At 71.2% G+C, this 20,206-nt stretch carries 17 protein-coding genes; 10 read left to right on the top strand and 7 right to left on the bottom strand.

Annotated features, from left to right (window positions below):
* Positions 1 to 118 precede the first annotated feature (118 nt).
* On the top strand, positions 119 to 352 hold the full coding sequence (locus ABD346_RS28600) for a hypothetical protein (RefSeq protein WP_189968353.1): 234 nt from the start codon (positions 119 to 121) through the stop codon (positions 350 to 352).
* 64 nt (positions 353 to 416) lie between these two features.
* On the opposite strand, the gene ABD346_RS28595 is transcribed toward ABD346_RS28600, so the two are convergent.
* Positions 417 to 929, bottom strand: a complete 513-nt coding sequence (locus tag ABD346_RS28595) for a DUF937 domain-containing protein (RefSeq protein ID WP_344378801.1) — start codon at positions 927 to 929, stop codon at positions 417 to 419.
* A 293-nt stretch (positions 930 to 1,222) separates the two neighbouring features.
* On the opposite strand from ABD346_RS28595, the gene recD2 reads away from it, so the two are divergent.
* Positions 1,223 to 3,445 (top strand): SF1B family DNA helicase RecD2, encoded by a 2,223-nt coding sequence (recD2, locus tag ABD346_RS28590; protein ID WP_344378799.1) that lies wholly within the window; start codon positions 1,223 to 1,225, stop codon positions 3,443 to 3,445.
* Between the two features lie 180 nt (positions 3,446 to 3,625).
* The gene (locus ABD346_RS28585) at positions 3,626 to 4,924 is read left to right on the top strand and encodes a citrate synthase (RefSeq protein WP_344378797.1); all 1,299 of its coding nucleotides are present in this window, start codon (positions 3,626 to 3,628) and stop codon (positions 4,922 to 4,924) included.
* 358 nt (positions 4,925 to 5,282) lie between these two features.
* Here the strand turns inward: ABD346_RS28585 and ABD346_RS28580 are convergent, their stop codons facing one another.
* From ABD346_RS28580 to ABD346_RS28560, 5 genes are all read right to left on the bottom strand, one after another.
* A complete protein-coding gene (locus tag ABD346_RS28580; protein ID WP_344378795.1) occupies positions 5,283 to 7,703 on the bottom strand; it encodes a heavy metal translocating P-type ATPase in 2,421 nt (806 codons plus the stop codon).
* Between the two features lie 98 nt (positions 7,704 to 7,801).
* Positions 7,802 to 8,110, bottom strand: a complete 309-nt coding sequence (locus ABD346_RS28575) for a heavy-metal-associated domain-containing protein (protein WP_344378793.1) — start codon at positions 8,108 to 8,110, stop codon at positions 7,802 to 7,804.
* A gap of 178 nt (positions 8,111 to 8,288) precedes the next feature.
* On the bottom strand, positions 8,289 to 8,489 hold the full coding sequence (locus tag ABD346_RS28570) for a helix-turn-helix transcriptional regulator (RefSeq protein WP_344378792.1): 201 nt from the start codon (positions 8,487 to 8,489) through the stop codon (positions 8,289 to 8,291).
* 297 nt (positions 8,490 to 8,786) lie between these two features.
* The gene (locus ABD346_RS28565) at positions 8,787 to 9,794 is read right to left on the bottom strand and encodes a Gfo/Idh/MocA family protein (RefSeq protein WP_344378790.1); all 1,008 of its coding nucleotides are present in this window, start codon (positions 9,792 to 9,794) and stop codon (positions 8,787 to 8,789) included.
* 1 nt (position 9,795) lies between these two features.
* A complete protein-coding gene (locus ABD346_RS28560) occupies positions 9,796 to 10,698 on the bottom strand; it encodes a sugar phosphate isomerase/epimerase family protein (RefSeq protein WP_344378788.1) in 903 nt (300 codons plus the stop codon).
* Positions 10,699 to 10,932: 234 nt separating this feature from the next.
* Between ABD346_RS28560 and iolC the strand changes: the two genes are divergently transcribed.
* From iolC to ABD346_RS28525, 7 genes are all read left to right on the top strand, one after another.
* Positions 10,933 to 11,862 (top strand): 5-dehydro-2-deoxygluconokinase, encoded by a 930-nt coding sequence (gene iolC, locus ABD346_RS28555; RefSeq protein ID WP_344379119.1) that lies wholly within the window; start codon positions 10,933 to 10,935, stop codon positions 11,860 to 11,862.
* Positions 11,859 to 12,743: a Cgl0159 family (beta/alpha)8-fold protein gene (locus ABD346_RS28550; protein WP_344378787.1), complete on the top strand. Its 885-nt coding sequence runs from the start codon at positions 11,859 to 11,861 to the stop codon at positions 12,741 to 12,743. Before iolC ends, ABD346_RS28550 begins: the two co-directional genes overlap by 4 nt.
* 17 nt (positions 12,744 to 12,760) lie before the next feature.
* Positions 12,761 to 13,576, top strand: a complete 816-nt coding sequence (gene iolB / locus ABD346_RS28545) for a 5-deoxy-glucuronate isomerase (protein ID WP_344378786.1) — start codon at positions 12,761 to 12,763, stop codon at positions 13,574 to 13,576.
* Positions 13,567 to 15,456 (top strand): 3D-(3,5/4)-trihydroxycyclohexane-1,2-dione acylhydrolase (decyclizing), encoded by a 1,890-nt coding sequence (gene iolD / locus ABD346_RS28540; protein WP_381226954.1) that lies wholly within the window; start codon positions 13,567 to 13,569, stop codon positions 15,454 to 15,456. The genes iolB and iolD overlap by 10 nt, the downstream gene beginning before the upstream one ends.
* Before the next feature lie 14 nt (positions 15,457 to 15,470).
* On the top strand, positions 15,471 to 16,973 hold the full coding sequence (mmsA, locus tag ABD346_RS28535) for a CoA-acylating methylmalonate-semialdehyde dehydrogenase (protein ID WP_344378784.1): 1,503 nt from the start codon (positions 15,471 to 15,473) through the stop codon (positions 16,971 to 16,973).
* A 398-nt stretch (positions 16,974 to 17,371) separates the two neighbouring features.
* Positions 17,372 to 18,769, top strand: a complete 1,398-nt coding sequence (locus ABD346_RS28530; protein WP_344378783.1) for an APC family permease — start codon at positions 17,372 to 17,374, stop codon at positions 18,767 to 18,769.
* Between the two features lie 56 nt (positions 18,770 to 18,825).
* Positions 18,826 to 19,596 (top strand): maleylpyruvate isomerase family mycothiol-dependent enzyme, encoded by a 771-nt coding sequence (locus ABD346_RS28525; protein ID WP_344378781.1) that lies wholly within the window; start codon positions 18,826 to 18,828, stop codon positions 19,594 to 19,596.
* 40 nt (positions 19,597 to 19,636) lie between these two features.
* Here ABD346_RS28525 and ABD346_RS28520 read toward each other — a convergent pair whose 3' ends face one another.
* The gene (locus ABD346_RS28520) at positions 19,637 to 20,059 is read right to left on the bottom strand and encodes a GNAT family N-acetyltransferase (protein ID WP_344378780.1); all 423 of its coding nucleotides are present in this window, start codon (positions 20,057 to 20,059) and stop codon (positions 19,637 to 19,639) included.
* Between the last annotated feature and the right edge of the window lie 147 nt (positions 20,060 to 20,206).

Below are 20,206 nucleotides of genomic sequence, written 5' to 3'. Positions count from 1 at the left end.
CCCTTGAGGCGCGATCGGGGTCTGGGGCGCGGCCCCGCCCGCCGCCAATCGGGCGTACGGATGGGCATGTGGCGCCGAGCGGGGGGAAGTGATCCCCCGACACGATCGGAGGCAGTCAATGGCAGGATTTCTCGACCGGGCCAAGGAGCAGGCCCAGAGCGCCCTGAACCAGGGCAAGCAGAAGGTGGACGACGTCCAGCAGCAGCGCGCCGGAAACGACCTGCTGAAGAAGCTGGGCGCGGCGTACTACGCGGAGCGCCGCGGCAGCGGCACCCCGGACGCCACGCAGCAGGCCCTCACCGCCCTGGAAGCCCACATCTCCGCTCACGGGGACGGGTTTCTGCGCGGCTGAGCCCCCACTCCCGTACGGGCCCGGGCGCGGCGTCTGTGCGGGAGTACGGCGTTCTCGGCCGTGGCTACTTCTTCGCCCCGCCCAGGATCTGGGTCAGGAGTTCACCCAGGCCGCCACCGCCCGTACCGGAAGGCGCCCCCTCCGCCGCGCCCGGGGCCGGCGGCTTCGAGGCCGCTCGCTTCGTCAGGACCGCCAGCGCCACGGGCAGCAGTACCTCCAGGGCTCTCGCCACCGTCGCCGGAGGCAGCCCCGTCTTCTTGGCCACCGCGTTCGCGACCGGCCGGGCCACCTTCGCGAGCACCCCGGCCGCAAGACCGCCGCTCAGCATCCCGCCGAGCCCGCCGCCCAGCGTGGCCACGCCCTGCAAGGGGGCCTCCTCCTCGGGCGGGGCCTCGGCGACCGCCTGGCGGACCTCCTCCGTGGTCTCCGGCGGCAGCCCGCCCGCCAGCGTCGACATCGTCGTGCCGACCATGTCCTGCGCGCCCGCCGCATCCGTGCCGAGCAGCCCGGCGATCCGCTGGAGCCCGTCGTCCCCCAGCTCGTTCAGTACGTCCTGCTTGAAGGAATCGTCGCTCATGCGGCAAACGCTACGTTCACCCCGCTTCGTCAGCACCTCGGAGGCCAGGAAAAAAATTACTGCCCGCAGTCGTGCAACCCTTCCGGGGTGACGGAGGTCTAAGGGGCGTCAGTGCTTCAGGGGAGGGATCCGGGGGGATTTCGGGAAGCGCTGACGGGGAGGGAAAACAAGGGGCCCGGTCGACGGGCCGGGCCCCCTTGAATTCGCCCGCCACACAAAGCACCCCGGCCCGGACTCCCGTTGTGCACAACCGTGTTGTCCGCATTGTCAGTGCGGGGCGGTAGCGTCGGGGCATGTCGAGTCTCACGGGTGCGGCGGTGGTGGAGGGGGTCCTCGAGCGGATCACGTACGCCAATGAGGAGAGCGGCTACACCGTCGCGCGCGTCGACACCGGCCGCGGCGGCAACGACCTCCTCACGGTGGTCGGCTCGCTGCTCGGTGCGCAGCCGGGGGAGTCGCTGCGGATGGAGGGGCGCTGGGGCTCCCATCCCCAGTACGGCAAGCAGTTCACCGTCGAGAACTACACGACCGTGCTGCCCGCCACCATCCAGGGCATCCGCCGCTACCTCGGCTCCGGCCTGATCAAGGGCATCGGCCCGGTCTTCGCCGACCGCATCACCCAGCACTTCGGCGCCGACACCCTCGACATCATCGAGCAGGACCCGGGGCGCCTGATCGAGGTTCCGGGCCTCGGGCCCAAGCGGACCAAGAAGATCGCCGCCGCCTGGGAGGAGCAGAAGGCCATCAAGGAGGTCATGGTCTTTCTGCAAGGGGTCGGCGTCTCCACTTCCATCGCTGTCCGCATCTACAAGAAGTACGCGGACGCCTCGATCTCCGTCGTCAAGAACCAGCCCTACCGGCTCGCAGCCGACGTCTGGGGGATCGGGTTCCTCACCGCCGACCGGATCGCCCAGGCCGTCGGCATCCCGCACGACAGTCCGGAGCGCGTGAAGGCGGGCCTGCAGTACGCGCTGTCCCAGTCCACCGACCAGGGGCACTGCTTCCTGCCCGAGGAGCGCCTGATCGCCGACTCGGTGAAGCTGCTCCAGGTCGACACCGGGCTTGTCATCGACTGCCTGGCCGAGCTCGTCGCCGAGGAGGGGGCGGTGCGGGAGAAGGTGCCCGCGCCGGACGGGGGCGAGCCCGTCACCGCCGTCTACCTCGTGCCCTTCCACCGGGCCGAGCTGTCGCTCGCCGCCCAGGTCGGGCGGCTGCTGCGGACCGGCGAGGACCGGATGCCGTCCTTCGCCGGGGTCGACTGGGGCAAGGCGCTCGGCTGGCTCGCCGGGCGCACCGGCGCCGAGCTCGCGCCCGAGCAGCAGGAGGCCGTCAAACTGGCTCTGACCAGCAAGGTCGCGGTCCTCACCGGCGGCCCGGGCTGCGGAAAGTCGTTCACGGTCCGTTCGGTCGTGGAGCTCGCCCGCGCCAAGAAGGCCAAGGTCGTGCTCGCCGCGCCCACCGGGCGGGCCGCCAAGCGCCTGGCCGAGCTGACCGGCGCCGAGGCCTCCACCGTGCACCGCCTGCTCGAACTGAAACCGGGCGGCGACGCGGCGTACGACAAGGACCGGCCCCTCGACGCGGACCTGGTCGTCGTCGACGAGGCCTCCATGCTCGACCTGCTGCTCGCCAACAAGCTGGTCAAGGCGGTGGCACCAGGCGCCCATCTGCTGATGGTGGGCGACGTGGACCAGCTGCCCTCGGTCGGCGCCGGGGAGGTGCTGCGCGATCTGCTCGCCGAGGGCGGTCCCGTCCCGAGCGTGCGGCTGACCCGGATCTTCCGGCAGGCACAGGAGTCCGGCGTCGTCACCAACGCCCACCGCATCAACTCCGGTACGCAGCCCATCACTTCGGGCCTGGACGACTTCTTCCTCTTCGTCGAGGACGAGACGGAGGACGCGGGCCGGCTCACCGTCGACGTCGCGGCCCGGCGCATCCCGGCGAAGTTCGGGCTCGACCCGCGTCGCGACATCCAGGTGCTCGCCCCGATGCACCGCGGCCCGGCCGGCGCCGGCACCCTCAACGGCCTCCTCCAGCAGGCGATCACGCCCGCCCGGCCCGACCTGCCCGAGAAAAGGTTCGGTGGAAGGGTGTTCCGCGTCGGCGACAAGGTCACCCAGATTCGCAACAATTACGAGAAGGGCAAGAACGGCGTCTTCAACGGCACCGTCGGCGTGGTCACCGCGCTCAACCTCGACGACCAGCGCCTGACGGTCCTGACGGACGAGGACGAGGAGGTGCCGTACGACTTCGACGAGCTGGACGAGCTGGCCCACGCCTACGCCGTGACGATCCACCGCTCCCAGGGCAGCGAGTACCCGGCCGTCGTCATCCCCGTCACCACCGGCGCCTGGATGATGCTCCAGCGCAATCTGCTCTACACGGCGGTGACGCGCGCCAAGAAGCTCGTGGTCCTGGTGGGGTCCCGCAAGGCCATCGGCCAGGCCGTACGTACCGTTTCCGCAGGCAGACGCTTTACCGCACTCGCTCACCGGCTGTCAGGGGGCACTTTGGTGTGAAAGATCACCCAGGGCTTTCGTAACTGGGGCGAACGGGGCAGGATGAGCAGGTTGAGCGGCACTGAGTGCCGTGAATAAGCCCAATGGGCGACCCCGAGTGCACTCTGCTGAGCCAAATGGGGGATGGTAGAGACAGTCAGGGCACCTCGAAGAAGAGGCACTACGTCGGTGAGGGATGACGTGAGCGAGAACGCGAACAACGCTGTAGTACTGCGGTTCGGCGATGGCGAGTACACCTACCCGGTGATCGACAGCACCGTCGGCGACAAGGGCTTCGACATCGGGAAGCTCCGAGCCCAGACCGGACTGGTCACCCTCGACAGCGGATACGGCAACACGGCCGCCTATAAATCCGCCATTACCTACCTGGACGGGGAGCAGGGCATCCTGCGCTACCGCGGGTACCCCATCGAGCAGCTGGCGGAGCGCTCGACCTTCGTCGAGGTCGCATACCTGCTGATCAACGGCGAGCTTCCGACCGTCGACCAGCTCTCCAGCTTCAAGGACGAGATCACCGGGCACACGCTGCTGCACGAGGACGTGAAGCGGTTCTTCGACGGCTTCCCGCGTGACGCCCACCCGATGGCGATGCTGTCCTCGGTGGTCTCCGCGCTGTCCACCTTCTACCAGGACAGCCACAACCCGTTCGACGAGAAGCAGCGCCACCTCTCCACGATCCGGCTGCTCGCCAAGCTGCCGACGATCGCGGCGTACGCGTACAAGAAGTCGATCGGCCACCCCTTCGTCTACCCGCGCAACGACCTCGGCTATGTCGAGAACTTCCTGCGCATGACGTTCTCGGTGCCGGCCCAGGAGTACGAGCTGGACCCGGTCGTCGTCTCGGCGCTCGACAAGCTGCTCATCCTGCACGCGGACCACGAGCAGAACTGCTCGACCTCCACCGTGCGTCTGGTCGGCTCCTCGCAGGCCAACATGTTCGCGTCGATCTCGGCCGGCATCTCGGCGCTGTGGGGCCCGCTGCACGGCGGTGCCAACCAGTCCGTCCTGGAGATGCTGGAAGGCATCCAGGCCAACGGCGGCGACGTGGACTCCTTCATCCGCAAGGTGAAGAACAAGGAGGACGGCGTCCGCCTGATGGGCTTCGGCCACCGGGTGTACAAGTCCTTCGACCCGCGCGCCAAGATCATCAAGGCTGCCGCGCACGACGTCCTGTCGGCGCTCGGCAAGTCCGACGAGCTGCTCGACATCGCGCTGAAGCTCGAAGAGCACGCGCTGAGCGACGAGTACTTCGTCTCGCGCAACCTGTACCCGAACGTGGACTTCTACACGGGTCTGATCTACCGCGCCATGGGCTTCCCGACCGAGATGTTCACGGTCCTGTTCGCGCTCGGCCGTCTCCCGGGCTGGATCGCCCAGTGGCACGAGATGATCAAGGAGCCCGGCTCCCGCATCGGCCGCCCGCGCCAGATCTACACCGGTGAGGTTCTGCGGGACTTCGTGCCGGTCGAGGCCCGCTGAGCGTCCCGCACCGGCCGAACTCCCGGTAACTGCCGGGCGGTTCGGCGCCAGAAGTCGGAAAGCGCCCCGCTGCCGATCCCCCCACGGGTCGGCAGTCGGGGCGCTTCCCTGTTTCCCGGTGCGGATTCCCCCCACGGGATCCGAGCCGGGGGTCTAGGCGGTCTGCCGGGGTACGTACCTGTCGGGTGGGCCGCTCAAAGCTCCCGACGTACGTGCCCCGGCCAACGCGTTGCCTGGAACGTCCCCCAAGACATTCCATGGACGTCCCCCAAGACGTCCGTGGCATCGCCCACTTAGACTCCCGACCCCTCCCGATGGTTACCTCAAAACCTCTGTGATCTAGATCTCTTTGTGGAGGTCAGGTGAAGGAACGCAACCGTAGGCTGTTGGTTACCACGAACACCGACGAGAACGCCATAGCCGCACCCGCGATCATCGGATTCAACAGGCCCGCGGCGGCCAGGGGGACGGCGGCCACGTTGTAGCCGAATGCCCAGAAAAGGTTGCCTTTGATCGTGGTGAGGGTCCGGCGGGACAATCGGATCGCATCGGCGGCAACTCGCAGGTCACCGCGTACGAGGGTGAGATCGCCGGCCTCGATGGCGGCGTCCGTGCCGGTGCCCATCGCGAGACCCAGATCGGCGACGGCCAGGGCGGCCGCGTCGTTGACGCCGTCCCCCACCATGGCGACGGTGCGGCCCTGTGCCTGAAGGCGCTGGACGACGGCGGCCTTGTCCTCGGGGAGGACCTCCGCGTACACATCGGCCGCCTCGATACCGACTTCCGCGGCCACGGTTGTGGCGACGCTGTGGTGGTCGCCGGTGAGCAGGACGGGGGTGAGGCCCAGCGCCCGCAGCCGGGCGACGGCCTCGGCGCTGGTCTCCTTGACGGTGTCGGAGACGGCCAGCACGCCCCGGGCGACCCCGTCCCAGGCGACGGTGACGGCGGTACGTCCCTGGGCCTCGGCGGCGCCCTTGGCCGCGGCGAGCCCGGGCGGGAGCTCCAGGGCGGCGTCCCGGCCCACGTACACGTGGTGGCCCTCGACGATGCCCTCCACGCCCCGGCCGGGCAGCGAGCGGAAGTCCTCGGCCGGCGGCAGCACCCCGGCCCGGTCCTCGGCGCCGGACGCGACCGCGCGGGCGATGGGGTGCTCGGAGGCGTGCTCCAGGGCACCGGCCAGGCGCAGGAGCTGCTTCTCGGCGACGCCCTCGACGGTGTGGACCTCGTACAGGCTCATGCGGCCGGTGGTCACCGTGCCGGTCTTGTCGAGGACGACGGTGTCGATGCGGCGGGTCGACTCCAGGACCTCCGGGCCCTTGATCAGGATGCCGAGCTGGGCGCCGCGTCCGGTGCCGACCATCAGCGCGGTCGGAGTGGCCAGGCCCAGCGCACAGGGGCAGGCGATGATCAGTACGGCGACGGCCGCGGTGAAGGCGGCGGTGGCGTCGCCCGTGGCCAGGAGCCAGACGGCCAGGGTGGCGAGCGCGATCACGAACACCACCGGCACGAAGACGCCCGCGATGCGGTCGGCGAGGCGCTGCACCTGGGCCTTGCCGTTCTGGGCGTCCTCCACCAGGCGGGCCATGCGGGCGAGCTGTGTGTCCGCGCCGACACGGGTCGCCTCGACGACGATCCGGCCCCCGGCGTTCACCGTCGCCCCGGTCACGGCGTCGCCCACGCCCACGTCCACCGGCACGGACTCGCCGGTGAGCATCGACGCGTCGAGTGCCGAGGCGCCCTCGATGACCGTTCCGTCCGTGGCGACCTTCTCGCCGGGCCGTACGACGAATCGGTCCCCGGTACGCAACTGGCTCACGGGGATGCGCACTTCGGCCCCGCCGCGCAGCACGGCGACGTCCTTCGCACCCAGCTCCATCAGGGCGCGCAGGGCGGCGCCGGACTTCCGTTTGGCGCGGGCCTCCAGACAGCGGCCGAGCAGGATGAACGTGACGACTCCCGCGGCGACTTCGAGGTAGATCGTCCCGGCGCCGTCCCCGCGGCTGGTGGCGAAGCTGAACCCGTGCCGCATGCCGGGCATCCCCGCGGTGCCGAAGAAGAGCGCCCAGAGCGACCAGCCGAACGCGGCGAGCGTGCCGGTGGACACGAGGGTGTCCATCGTGGCGGCGCCGTGCTTGAGGTTGGCCCACGCGGCCCGGTGGAAGGGGAGGCCGCCCCAGAGGACGGCGGGGGCGGCGAGGGCGAGGCTGAGCCATTGCCAGTAGTCGAACTGGGCCGCCGGGATCATCGCCAGCGCGATGACGGGCGCGGAAAGGACGGCCGTGACAGTGAGGCGCTGCTTCAGCGCGGCCAGCCGCATCGTGCTGCGGTCGTCTCCCGGGTGCGGCGGGGTGGCCCCTGGGGGCTCCGCCCCCAGACCCCCGTTCGCGCCTGAAGGGCGCTCGTCCTCAAACTCCCCCAAGGACTCCGTCCAGGGGGGACCCCCACGGGCTGGATCTGCCCCGACCACCCCTTCACGCTGTGGGCAGGCGTTCCGCAGGGCGGAACCGTGGCCCGCAGTCGGATCTGTGCCGGGGGCCGGGGCAGAGCCCTGGGGGTTCATGGGCTCGGCCGTGTACCCCGTTTTCACCACCGTCGTGACGAGGTCCGCCAGCGTCACCCCGGGTTCGAAGGCGACCCGCGCCTTCTCCGTGGCGTAGTTGACCGTGGCGGAAACCCCCTCCATCCGGTTCAGCTTCTTCTCCACGCGGGCCGCGCACGCCGCGCAGGTCATCCCGCCGATGGCGAGTTCGACCACGTGATCCGGGGTGGTGGTTTGCACGATGGGGCTCCAGAAAGCAGGCCGGGCCGCACGGTGCCGGCGGGAAGCCGACCGGGTGCGGCCCGACGGGGGGAGAAGCGGAGGGGACGCCCTCCGGGTCAGGCGCGGCCGACCAGTTCGTAGCCCGCCTCGTCGACGGCCGCACGAACCGCCTCCTCGTCGAGCGGGGCCGCCGAGACCACGGTGACCTCACCGGTCGCGGCGACGGCCTTCACCGAGCTGACCCCCTCGATCCCGGAGATCTCACCGGCCACCGCGCCCTCGCAGTGGCCGCAGGTCATGCCGGAGACCTTGTAGACGGCGGTGACGGCGCCCACCTGGACGTCGGTCGCCCCGCCACCCTGGCAGCCTCCGGCGGGCGAGCAGCAGGAACCGGTCGCTACGGGGGTCTCGATCTCGGCGGTCATGGCGTTCTCCTCTTCGCGGGCGTACGGATCCATGGTGCATCAGGGGGCCAAGGGGAGACCGAGGCGCCCTCACACACCCCAGACTATACCCCTAGGGGGTATTAGGCGAGCCTACTCGGACGCGATTGGGGTGATTCGGGGTGATAACGACACAGCCGCCCGCATCGGTGCGCCCGGGTCACTTCGCGCGGCGGCCTCTGTTGCCGGGCCGCTGGGCGACCCAGGCCCGGATCGTGTCCGCGAACCAGTACGGCTTGCCGTTCTCCACCAGGTCCGGAGCCGGCAGGAGCCCGTGTTTGCGGTAGGAGCGCACCGTGTCCGGCTGCACCCGGATGTGCGCGGCGATTTCTTTGTAGGACCAGAGCCTTCGGTCGGTCATGTGGGGCACCTCCCTGCGTACGCCGCAGCGGCGACCGGAAGGCCGTCGGGGGAGCTGCGGCGCGAACGCTTGGCGATCACTCAGCCTGTGCCCGTTGAACGACGGAGAGTGAGGCCGGGGGAGCCCCTGTCGACCGTCTGTGACGCAAGACCCGTGTAATCGAGACATGTGTGACGGGAGCCGGATGCTTGTAACGCATGTGGTGAACATGGGTGGTTGGGGCAGACGGGTGACAACGGGCGGCAACCCCGGCGGCCGGTCGCTCGATGGACGCAGCCGCCACTTGTACGGCGCCGGCTATGCGTACAGAGACGGACGCTCCGGCAGCTCCACCTCGATCCGTCCGCCCGACTCCTGCGCCCGCACCCCCGCCTCGCAGACCAGCGCCGCCGCATACCCGTCCCAGGTGCTCGCGCCCTCGACGCACCCCCGCCTCGTCGCGTCCACCCAGGCCTGCACCTCGCGGTCGTACGCCCCGGCGAACCGGATGGTGAAGTCCTGCGGGATGCCATGGGCCGCGCGCCCGGCCGCCCGCGTGACGAGACCGCCGCTCTCGCCGATCGAGGCGGTCCCGCGCTCGCACACCGCCTCGCAGCGCACCTCGTACCCGAAGCCGCAGTTGACGAAGATCTCGACGTCCACGACGACGCCACCGGACGTCTCGAAGAGGACCAGCTGCGGATCGCCGAGCCCTTGCGGGGCGTACGAGGTGGAGCGCGGGCGCAGGACCTGTACGGCGGTGATCTCCTGGCCGAGCAGCCAGCGGGTGGCGTCCGCCTCGTGCACCACCGAGTCGCGGATCAGCATCTCGGTGGTGAAGAAGGAGGGCGATTTTGCGTTGCGGTGGCGGCAGTGCAGCATCAGCGGACGCCCCAACTCCCCCTGATCAAGCGTGAGTCGGAGTCGCTGGTACTCCGCGTCGTACCGGCGCATGAAGCCCACCGTGACCAGGCGGCGGCCCAGGCGCCGCTCGGCCTCCATGACGCGCAGGGTGCCGGCCGGGTCGGGGGTCAGCGGTTTCTCGCACAGGACCGGCAGGCCGCGCGCGAAGGCTTCGAGCAGGGCGGCCTCGTGGGCCGGGCCCGAGGAGGCGATGAGGACGGCGTCCACGCCGGGCGCGGCCATCGCGGCCGCCGGGTCGGTGTGGACGCCGCACCCCTCGATGCCCGCGGCCGCCGCGCCCGCGCGCTCCAGGTCGAGGTCGGCGACGGCGGCCACCCGGGCACCGCCGATCACGGAGTCGATACGGCGCACATGGTCGGCGCCCATCCGGCCGGTGCCGATGACGGCGATGCCCAGGGTCATGTCAGGCCCCGCACGAGCGGAGGAACGCGCGGGTGCGCTCGGCGATCGGCAGGGGCTTGTCCGGATCGCAGGGGTACATGTCCTGCTCGACGATCGCGAAGAGGTCGACGTCCAGGTCCTGGGCCGCGGCGAGGACCGGTTCGAGCGCAGGCACGCCGTGCGGCGGCTCGCACATCACGCCCTGCGCGACGGCCGGTCCGAACGGCGTTCCGGCGGCGCGCACGTGGGCCAGTACCTCGGGGTCCACCTGCTTGAGGTGGAGGTAGCCGATCCGCTCTCCGTACGTCTCGATCAGCTTGACGCTGTCGCCGCCGCAGTACGCGTAGTGCCCGGTGTCCAGGCACAGCGAGACCAGGTCGGAGTCGGTGGCGTGCAGGAAGCGGGCCACGTTCTCCTCGCTGTCGATGTGGGTGTCGGCGTGCGGGTGCACGACGACGCGCAGGCCGTAGCGGTCCCGCACCTCGCGGGCCAGGCGCTCGGTCTGACCGGCGAGATCGCGCCACTGCGCGGCGGTCAGCGTGCTGTCCTCCAGGACCTCACCGCTCTTGTCGTCGCGCCAGAAGGAGGGGATGACGACCAGGTGCCGGGCGCCGGTGGCCTGTGTCAGCGCGGCCACGTCCGCGACGTGCGCCCACGTCTTCTCCCACACCGCCGGGCCGTGGTGCAGCCCCGTGAAGACGGTCCCGGCCGAGACCCGCAGATCGCGTACGGCGGTCTCCTCGGCGAGGCGCGCGGGGTCGGTGGGGAGATAGCCGTACGGTCCGAGTTCGATCCACCGGTAGCCCGCGCCCGCGACCTCGTCCAGGAAGCGCTGCCAGGGGACTTGGCGAGGGTCGTCGGGGAACCAGACGCCCCAGGAGTCGGGGGCCGAACCGATCCGGATGCGGGTCTTCGCCGTCGTCATGGGGGCCAGCCTTCCGGGGCCGCGGGAGGAGTGTCAAGGCCACGTCCGAATGTAAGGACAAAGATTGACAGGGGTGGTGGGCGACGGCTAGACCTGGGGTCATCGGCGACGCGGCGACCCGAGGGGACGTGCATGGACGAGGCTCCGTACGGCAGTGAGGACGGCCGTGGGTACGACTCCGGGTGCGGCGCCGCTTCCGGTGCCGGGCGAGGCGCTGCTTACGACCTGATCACCATGGGGCGGATCGGCGTCGACCTCTACCCCCTGCAGACCGGGGTGTCGCTGGCCAAGGTCAGCTCCTTCGGGAAGTTCCTCGGCGGCTCGCCCTCCAACGTGGCGGTCGCCGCGGCCCGGCTCGGCCGCCGCACGGCCGTCGTCACCCGCACCGGGCGCGATCCGTTCGGCGAGTACCTCCGCACGGAGCTGGGGGAGCTCGGGGTGGACGCGCGCTGGGTCACTCCTGTGGACGGGCTGCCCACGCCGGTCACCTTCTGCGAGGTGTTCCCGCCGGACGACTTCCCGCTGTACTTCTACCGGCTGCCCAAGGCGCCCGATCTGGAGCTGCGGGAAGGGGAGTTGGACCTTGCGGCGATCCGGGCGGCGCGGATCTTCTGGGCGACGGGGACGGGGCTGTGCGCGGAGCCGAGCCGGGGGGCGACGCTGGCGGCGCTGGGTGCGCGGGGTGGTTCATCGTCCTTCACCGTCTTCGACCTCGACTGGCGGCCCATGTTCTGGGAAGCACCCGATGTTGCCCGCACCTACTACCGCGAGGCCCTGCGCCACGCCACCGTTGCCGTCGGCAACATCGACGAGTGCGAGGTGGCGACGGGGGAGCGCGAACCCAGGGCCGCCGCTGAGGCCCTCCTCGGCGCCGGGGTCGAGCTTGCCGTCGTCAAGCAGGGGCCCAAGGGCGTGCTCGCCGTGTGCCGGGACGGGGGCGTCGCCGAGGTGCCGCCCGTGCCGGTCGACGTGGTCAACGGGCTCGGTGCGGGGGACGCGTTCGGCGGGGCGCTCTGTCATGGGCTGCTCGCGGGGTGGGAGCTCGAACGTGTCATGCGGTACGCCAACGCCGCCGGGGCCATCGTCGCGTCCCGGCTCGCCTGCTCCTCCGCCATGCCGTACCCGGCCGAGGTCGAGCGCGTCCTGGAAGGCGGCCGGGTGTGAGCGCCGACCTGGGGCCCGCCGGGCTCGCACGGCTGCGGGCCCGCCACCCCGAAGCCGTCGCCGAGGCCGCCGCCCGCCGGGTGCGCAGACCGCTGCTCCGCGACGGCGGGCGGCTCATGGTGATCGCCGCCGACCACCCGGCCCGGGGCGCGCTCGGCGTCGGCGCCAACGGGCTCGCCATGGCCGACCGGGGCGACCTGCTCGACCGGCTCCGGCTCGCCCTGTCGCGGCCCGGCGTCGACGGCGTGCTCGCCAGCGCCGACGTCCTGGAGGACCTGCTCCTGCTCGGCGCCCTCGACGACAAGGTCGTCATCGGCTCCATGAACCGCGGCGGCCTCGCCGGAGCAGCCTTCGAACTCGACGACCGCTTCACCGGCCACCGGGCCCAGGACCTGGAACGGCTCGGCTTCGACGCGGGCAAGCTCCTGCTCAGGATCGACTACGAGGACGCCGGTTCGCTCGACACGCTGCACGCTGCCGCCCGGGCTGTGGATGAGATGGCGGAACGCCAACTCCCCGTATTCGTCGAGCCGTTCATCTGCCATCGAGTGGAAGGGCGGATTCGTCACGATCTGTCCGCCGGGGCCGTCACCCGGTCCATCGCCATCGCTTCGGGCCTGGCGGGCACCTCCGCGTACACCTGGCTGAAGGTGCCCGTCACCGAGAACCCGGACGACATGGCCGAGGTCATGGCCACCAGTACGCTGCCCGCGGTGCTGCTCGGCGGCGACATAGGGGACGACCAGGACGCCGCCTTCGAGAAGTGGCGCGGGGCGCTGCAGCTGCCCACCGTGCAGGGCCTGGTCGCCGGGCGCTCGCTGCTCTATCCGGCCGACGGCGATGTGGCGGCGGCCGTCGATACCGCCGTCGGACTGCTGTAGGGGGTAGGGAGTCGGACATGGATCACCAGGAACTGCTCGTACGGGCCGGCGAGACCGCCCGCGCCCCGTACATCCTCGACATCGACCCCGCGCGGGCGGGGTGGCGCTACTCCTCCCTGCGCGTGCTCGATCTCCCGCCCGGCGGCTCGCACCTGCTGGAGGCCGGGGACAGCGAGTGGCTCGTGGTGCCGCTCCGCGGTGGCTGTGCGGTGCGCACCGAGGGTCTCGACGTCGAACTGAGCGGCCGCCCGGGCGTGTTCGACGGGCCGACCGACTTCGCGTATGTGCCGCGTGACGCGCACACCCAGATCACCTCCGGCGCGGGAGGCCGTTTCGCCCTGGCAGGAGCGCGGTGCGAGCGACGACTCCCCGCTCGCCGCGGCCCCGCGCCGGAGGTACCCGTCGAAGCCCGGGGCTCCGGAAACTGCTCCCGTACTGTGCGCAACTTCGCCTCGGCGGACGCCTTCGCCTGCGACCGGCTGATCGCCGTCGAGGTGATCACGCCCGGCGGCAACTGGTCCTCGTACCCGCCGCACAAGCACGACGAGCAACTACGGGGCAGGGAGAGCGAGTTGGAGGAGATCTACTACTTCGAGTTCGAGCGGGCCGGCGGCTACGGCTACCAGCGGATCTCGCCGTCCCGCGACGGCGGCGCCGACCTCCTCGCCGAGGTGCGCACCGGCGACGCGGTGCTCGTTCCGGACGGCTGGCACGGGCCGTCCATCGCCCAGCCCGGCAACGCCATGTACTACCTGAACGTGATGGCGGGCCCGGGGCAGGAACGGGAGTGGAAGATCTCCTTCCACCCCGACCACGTGGAGGGATACCAGTGACCGGTACGACGCGCCGCCTCACCACCGCACAGGCGCTGATCGCCTTCCTGGCCCGCCAGTACACCTCGTGCGAGGGTGTCAACCACCGTATGATCGCCGCCACTTGGGGCATTTTCGGGCACGGCAACGTCGCCGGGATCGGGCAGGCGCTGCTCGAATCCGGGCCGGAGGCCATGCCCTTCCACCAGGGCCGCAACGAGCAGGCCATGGTGCACGCCGCCGTCGGCTACGCCCGCCAGTCCGGCCGGCTCTCCGCCCATGCGGTGACCACCTCCATCGGGCCCGGCGCCACCAATCTCGTCACCGGCGCGGCCCTGGCCACCATCAACCACCTCCCGGTGCTGCTCCTGCCCGGCGACGCCTTCGCCGGCCGCCCCGCCGACCCGGTCCTTCAACAGCTCGAAGTCCCGTACGCGGGCGACGTGTCGGTCAACGACTGCCTGCGCCCGGTCTCCCGCTACTTCGACCGCATCGCCCGCCCCGAGGCGCTGATCCCGGCCGCCCTGAACGCGATGAGCGTCCTCGCCGACCCCGCGAACACGGGGGCGGTCACGCTCGCGCTGCCGCAGGACGTCCAGGCGGAGGCGTACGACTGGCCGGAGGAGTTCTTCCGCGAACGGGTGTGGCCGGTCCGGGCCCCGGGTGTCGACCCCGATGAACTGGCCGGTGCCGTGGAGGAGTTGGCGCGGGCCGAGCGGCCGCTCGTCGTCGTCGGTGGCGGGGTGCGGCACGCCCGGGCCCAGGACGTGCTCGGCGTGTTCGCCGAGGACACCGGCATTCCGGTCGCGAGCACCCAGGCCGGCAAGGGCGCGCTGCCCCACGACCACCCCCGCGATGTCGGCGGCATCGGCCACACCGGCACGGCCGCCGCCGACGAACTGGCCCGCACCGCCGATGTGGTGCTCGGCGTCGGCACCCGCTGGACCGACTTCACGACCGCCTCCGCCACCCTCTTCCAGAACCCCGGCGTCCGCTTCGTCAACCTCAACGTCCGCCCCGCGGACGCGCACAAGATGGGCGGGCGGCAGCTGGTCGGCGACGCCCGCACCGGCCTCGCCGCGCTGCGCGAGGCACTGAAGGGATACCGGGTACCGGCCGCGTACGAGGCCGAGTGCACGCGGCTGAAGGGGGAGTGGGAGGCGCGGGTGAGCGCCGCCTATGCCCCCGCGTCCGACGAGGCCCGCCCGACGCAGGCCCAAGTCCTCGGCGTACTCGACACCTTGGTCACCGGGGACGACATCCTGATCAACGCGGCCGGGTCGCTCCCCGGCGACCTGCACAAGCTGTGGCGGACCCGCTCGCGCGACCAGTACCACGTCGAATACGGCTACTCCTGCATGGGCTACGAGATCCCGGCGGCCATCGGAGTCGCCCTCGCGGCACCCGGGCGGCCGGTGTGGGCGCTGGTCGGCGACGGTACATATCTGATGAATCCGACCGAAATCGTCACCGCCGTGCAGGAGAACATCCCCATCAAGGTGGTGATCCTCCAGAACCATGGGTACGCCTCGATCGGCGGGCTCTCGGACGCGGTGGGGGGTGAGCGGTTCGGCACGGCGTACCGGTTCCGCGCGGCGGACGGGACGTACGGCGGCGATCCGCTGCCGGTCGACCTGGCGGCCAACGCGGGCTCGCTCGGGATGCGTGTACTTCGCGCCAAAACCGTGCGTGACCTGCGAGAAGCCCTTGCCGAGGCGCGTCGGGCCGACGTGCCCACATGTGTCTACGTGGAGACCGAAACGCCCGACACAGTGTCGGGCCCGCCCCCGGCCCAGGCGTGGTGGGATGTGCCCGTGGCCGAGACCGCGACCCGCACGTCGGCGGTCACGGCCCGCGAGGAGTACGAACGGCACGTCACCGCCCGACGCCGCCATCTGTGAAGGAGCACTTGGACATGACGAAGACCGTCCACCACTGGATCGGTGGCAAGACCGTCGAGGGCACGTCGGGCAGCTTCGGCCCGGTGACCGACCCGGCGACCGGAGCGGTCACCACGCAGGTCGCCTTCGCGTCGGTGGAGGAGGTGGACCAGGCCGTGGCCGCCGCGAAGGCGGCGTACGCGACCTGGGGCACGTCCTCGCTGGCCCAGCGCACCACCGTACTGTTCAAGTTCCGGGCGCTGCTCGACGCGAACCGGGACGCGATCGCCGAGCTGATCACCGCCGAGCACGGCAAGGTGCACTCGGACGCGCTCGGCGAGGTCGCCCGCGGCCTGGAGATCGTCGACCTGGCCTGCGGCATCACCACCCAGCTCAAGGGTGAGCTGTCCACGCAGGTCTCCAGCCGGGTGGACGTGGCCTCCATCCGCCAGCCGCTGGGCGTCGTCGCGGGCATCACGCCGTTCAACTTCCCGGCGATGGTGCCGATGTGGATGTTCCCGCTCGCCATCGCGTGCGGCAACACCTTCGTCCTGAAGCCCTCGGAGAAGGACCCGTCGGCGTCGATGAAGATCGCCGAACTGCTCGCCGAGGCGGGCCTGCCCGACGGCGTCTTCAACGTCCTGCACGGTGACAAGGTGGCCGTCGACGCGCTGCTCGCCCACCCGGACGTGGCCGCGGTCTCCTTCGTCGGCTCGACCCCGATCGCCCGCTACATCCACACCACCGCCTCCGCCAACGGCAAGCGGGTACAGGCGCTCGGCGGCGCCAAGAACCACATGCTGGTCCTGCCGGACGCCGACCTGGACGCGGCGGCCGACGCCGCCGTCTCGGCCGCGTACGGCTCGGCGGGCGAGCGCTGCATGGCGATCTCCGCGGTCGTCGCCGTCGGCGCGATCGGCGACGAGCTGGTGGAGAAGATCCGCGAGCGCGCCGAGAAGATCAAGATCGGCCCCGGCAACGACCCGTCCTCGGAGATGGGCCCGCTGATCACCGCGGCCCACCGCGACAAGGTCGCCTCGTACGTCGCGGGCGCGGCCGCCCAGGGCTCCACCGTCGTCCTGGACGGCACCGGCTACACGGTCGAGGGCTTCGAGGACGGCCACTGGATCGGCCTGTCCCTCCTGGACCACGTTCCCACCTCGGCGGACGCCTACCGCGACGAGATCTTCGGCCCGGTCCTGTGCGTGCTGCGCGCCGAGACGTACGAGGAGGGCCTGGCGCTGATCAACGCCTCGCCGTTCGGCAACGGCACCGCGATCTTCACCCGGGACGGCGGCGCGGCCCGCCGCTTCCAACTGGAGGTCGAGGCCGGCATGGTCGGCGTGAACGTGCCGATCCCGGTGCCGGTGGGCTACCACTCCTTCGGCGGCTGGAAGGACTCGCTCTTCGGCGACCACCACATCTACGGCAACGACGGCACGCACTTCTACACCCGCGGCAAGGTCGTCACGACCCGCTGGCCGGACCCGGCGGACGGCCCGTCGGGCGTGGACCTGGGCTTCCCCCGGAACCACTGACCGCCTGATCCGCCACGGCCGCCGTCCGCCCCCTGAAGGAAGGGGTGCGGGCGGCGGCCGTCGCCGTACCCGGCCGGCCGAGCGGCCACCGGAGCGTCCGTACGCGTCAGTACGCGCCCGTACCGGTCCGTACCGCGGAAAGTTGCCGACGAACTTCGGCCCGCGCGCTGCGGTTCCCGTACCGGGCGAAGTCCAGTCTTGACGCGTTCTTGACGCCGAAAATCGGCGTTCCGCCGTGCCGGATCTTCGGATTCCGCAGGTAACCCCCTATTGACCTGCGGTTCTCCGAAGGATTGCATGTCGGCAACCCGGGAGCCGTCGATTCATTCACCACCGCGCCTCTGGAGGCGATACCGCTCCCGCGCTTCGGAACCGCACCAGTCGATCGGAACCGCACGATGACGGAAACGCTCAGCGCCCCCCAGGCGCTCGCCCCCGCGACCGGCCCCACCCCGCAGAAGCTCAAGCGTTCCATCGGCGTCGTGGGCGGCACCCTCCTCACGCTGTCCTGCGTGACGCCCGCCTCCACCCTGTTCGTCGTCGTGCCCGACCTCTTCGCCACTCTCGGCACCTACACCGCCCTCACCATCGCCATCGGCTCGCTGCTCTGTATCGGCGTCGCGTTCTGCTACTCGGAGCTGGGCACCCTCATCCCCAGCGCGGGCGGCGAGTACGCCATGGTGTCGACGATGGCGGGGCGGCTCGCGGGCTGGCTGGTGTTCGTGCTCTCGCTGCTCGTCGTGATGATCGTGCCGCCCGTCATCGCGATGGGCACCGCCGACTACCTCGCGCCGATCGTGCACATCCCGGCGCCCCTCGCGGGCGCCGGCGTCATGCTGCTCGCCACCCTGGCCGGCCTGCTCGACCTGCGCGCGAACGCCTGGATCACCGGGATCTTCCTCGTACTGGAGGTCGTCGCCGCCGGAGTGGTGGCCATACTCGGCTTCGCCCACAGCGAGCGCGGCGCCTCGGCTCTCGTACACGGCTCGGTCGCCACCGACAGCGGTACGCCCTCGACGGTCACCGCGATGATGGTGATCTCCGGACTCGCCATCGCCCTGTTCATCACCCAGGGCTTCTCGACCGCCGTGTACCTCTCGGAGGAGCTGGAGCACCCGCGGCGCAACGTCGCCCGCACCGTGCTCGCCACCCTCGCCATCTCGACCGCCGTGATCCTGGTGCCCGTCGTGGCCATCACGATGGGCGCCCCCGACCTTGCCGCCCTCACCAGCGGCAACCTCAGCGACATGGTCACCACCTGGTCGAACTCCGCGGTCGGCACCTTCGTCAGCCTCTGCGTCGCCCTCGCCATCATCAACGCGGGCATCGTCATGGTCATCCAGAACTCCCGCGTCCTGTTCGCCTCGGCCCGCGACAAGGCCTGGCCCGAGCCCGTCAACCGGGGCCTGTCCCGGCTCGGCCGGTTCGGCTCGCCGTGGGTGGCCACCCTCCTGGTCGGCGTCCCCGGCGCGGCCCTGTGCTTCGTCAAGCTCGACACCCTCTACGGCGTCACCGGCGTCTCCGTCACCGCCATGTACCTCCTGGTCGCCGTCGCCGCCCTGCTCTGCCGGCGCGGCTCGCACAAGGACGTCCCGGCCTGGCGGATGCCGCTGTGGCCCGCGGTGCCGGTCCTCCTCATCGCCGTGCTCGCCTACATCCTGACCCAGCAGGAGACCCAGTACCTGCTGTGGACCGGCGGCATCACCGCCGTCGCCACCCTGTACTGGGCGCTGTACCTGCGGCCGCGCCGCGAGACCCGCTGGCTGGTCAGCATCCCCGAGGACGCGCAGGCCTGAGGCGGCGCCCAGGGGGTGTACGGAGGGTTGTCACAGGGGTCGCCTAGGGTGGCGCCATGACTCTTGAACATGCGACCTACTGCGACGAACTCGTCCGCCAGACCGCCGAGTTGAGGTCCCACCTGTCCGGTGCGGACCTCTCGGCCAAGGTACCGACCTGTCCCGACTGGACCCTGCGCGAACTCGTCACGCACGTGGGCGGAGCGCATCGCTGGGTCCACCACATCGTCAGCACCAAGGCCATGGAGCCCGTCTCGCCGGAGCAGGTGGCCGGCCGCGGCGGGCCCGACAGCGACGACGCGGCCGCCCTGGACGCCTGGCTCGCCGAGGGCGCCGAGCTCTGCGCCACCGCGCTGCGGGACGCCGGGCCCGACATGGAGGTCTGGTCCTGGACGGGCATGACGACCACCTCGTTCTGGTCGCGCCGGATGACCCACGAGACCGCCGTGCACCGCGCGGACGCGGCAGGCGCGGTGGGCGCGGCGTACACGCTGCCCGCCGACGTGGCGGCCGACGCCCTGGACGAATGGCTCGGCATCATCGACTTCGCCCGGGCGTTCAAGCGTTCGGAGACCCCGCTCGGCGAGCCCGGCCAGTCCCTGCACCTGCACGCCACCGACGCCCCCGGCGCCGAGTGGCTCATCGAGATCGGCGAGGACGGCTTCACCTGGAGCCATGCCCATGACAAGGCGACGGTCGCGCTGCGCGGCCCCCTCGCCGACGTCCTGCGCGTCTTCTACCGCCGCCTGCCCGCCGACGCCCCGTCCGTCGAGGTCCTCGGCGAGGCGGCCGTGCTCGACCAGTGGCTGAGCGCGGCCTCGTTCTGAGCCGGGGCCCGTCGGCCGGCCCGGGCAGCCCCCGGGCCGGTCAGCCGAAGGGCCACGTCAGCATCGCGAACGGGCCGTCGTCCTTCGCTCCCGCCGCGCGGTACGTGGCGAGGGCCGGGTCGTTGTCGGTGTCCACGCCCACCCACATGTCGTAGCAGCCGCGGTCCCGCGCGACGACGGCCAGCGCGTCGACCAGGGCGCGCCCGATGCCCCGGCGGCGGTACGCCTCGGCCACCGCCAGCTCGTACAGGCACATCTCGCTGCCCTTGTCCGGGTGCAGCATCTCGATGCCGGACACGAAGCCGACCGGGGCTCCGTCGGCGTACGCGATCAGCATCAGATGGCCCGGCGCGGCGAGGAACCGGGCCGCCCACTCCTCGCGGGCCGGGCCGTCGTAGAGGTGTTGTGCGGCGGTCAGCTCGGCCGTGGTGGTGGCGCGGCGGATCTCGTACGGACTCTCCATCGCGGGCGCTCCCTTCTCGTACGGCGTGTCCGGGGCGGCCCCTTCGGTCTCTCGCGGGGCGCGCCCACTACTCCCGCTGCGGTACGGGACAGGGCGACCGTACTCCCCGGGTACAGCAGGCACTTCCACCCAGCGGCAGGCTCGGTT

Source organism: Streptomyces mauvecolor (genome assembly GCF_039532965.1).
Lineage (GTDB): Bacteria > Actinomycetota > Actinomycetes > Streptomycetales > Streptomycetaceae > Streptomyces > Streptomyces violascens.
The sequence above is the reverse complement of the archived record's forward strand: the minus strand, read 5'-3'. Positions and strand labels throughout refer to the sequence as shown.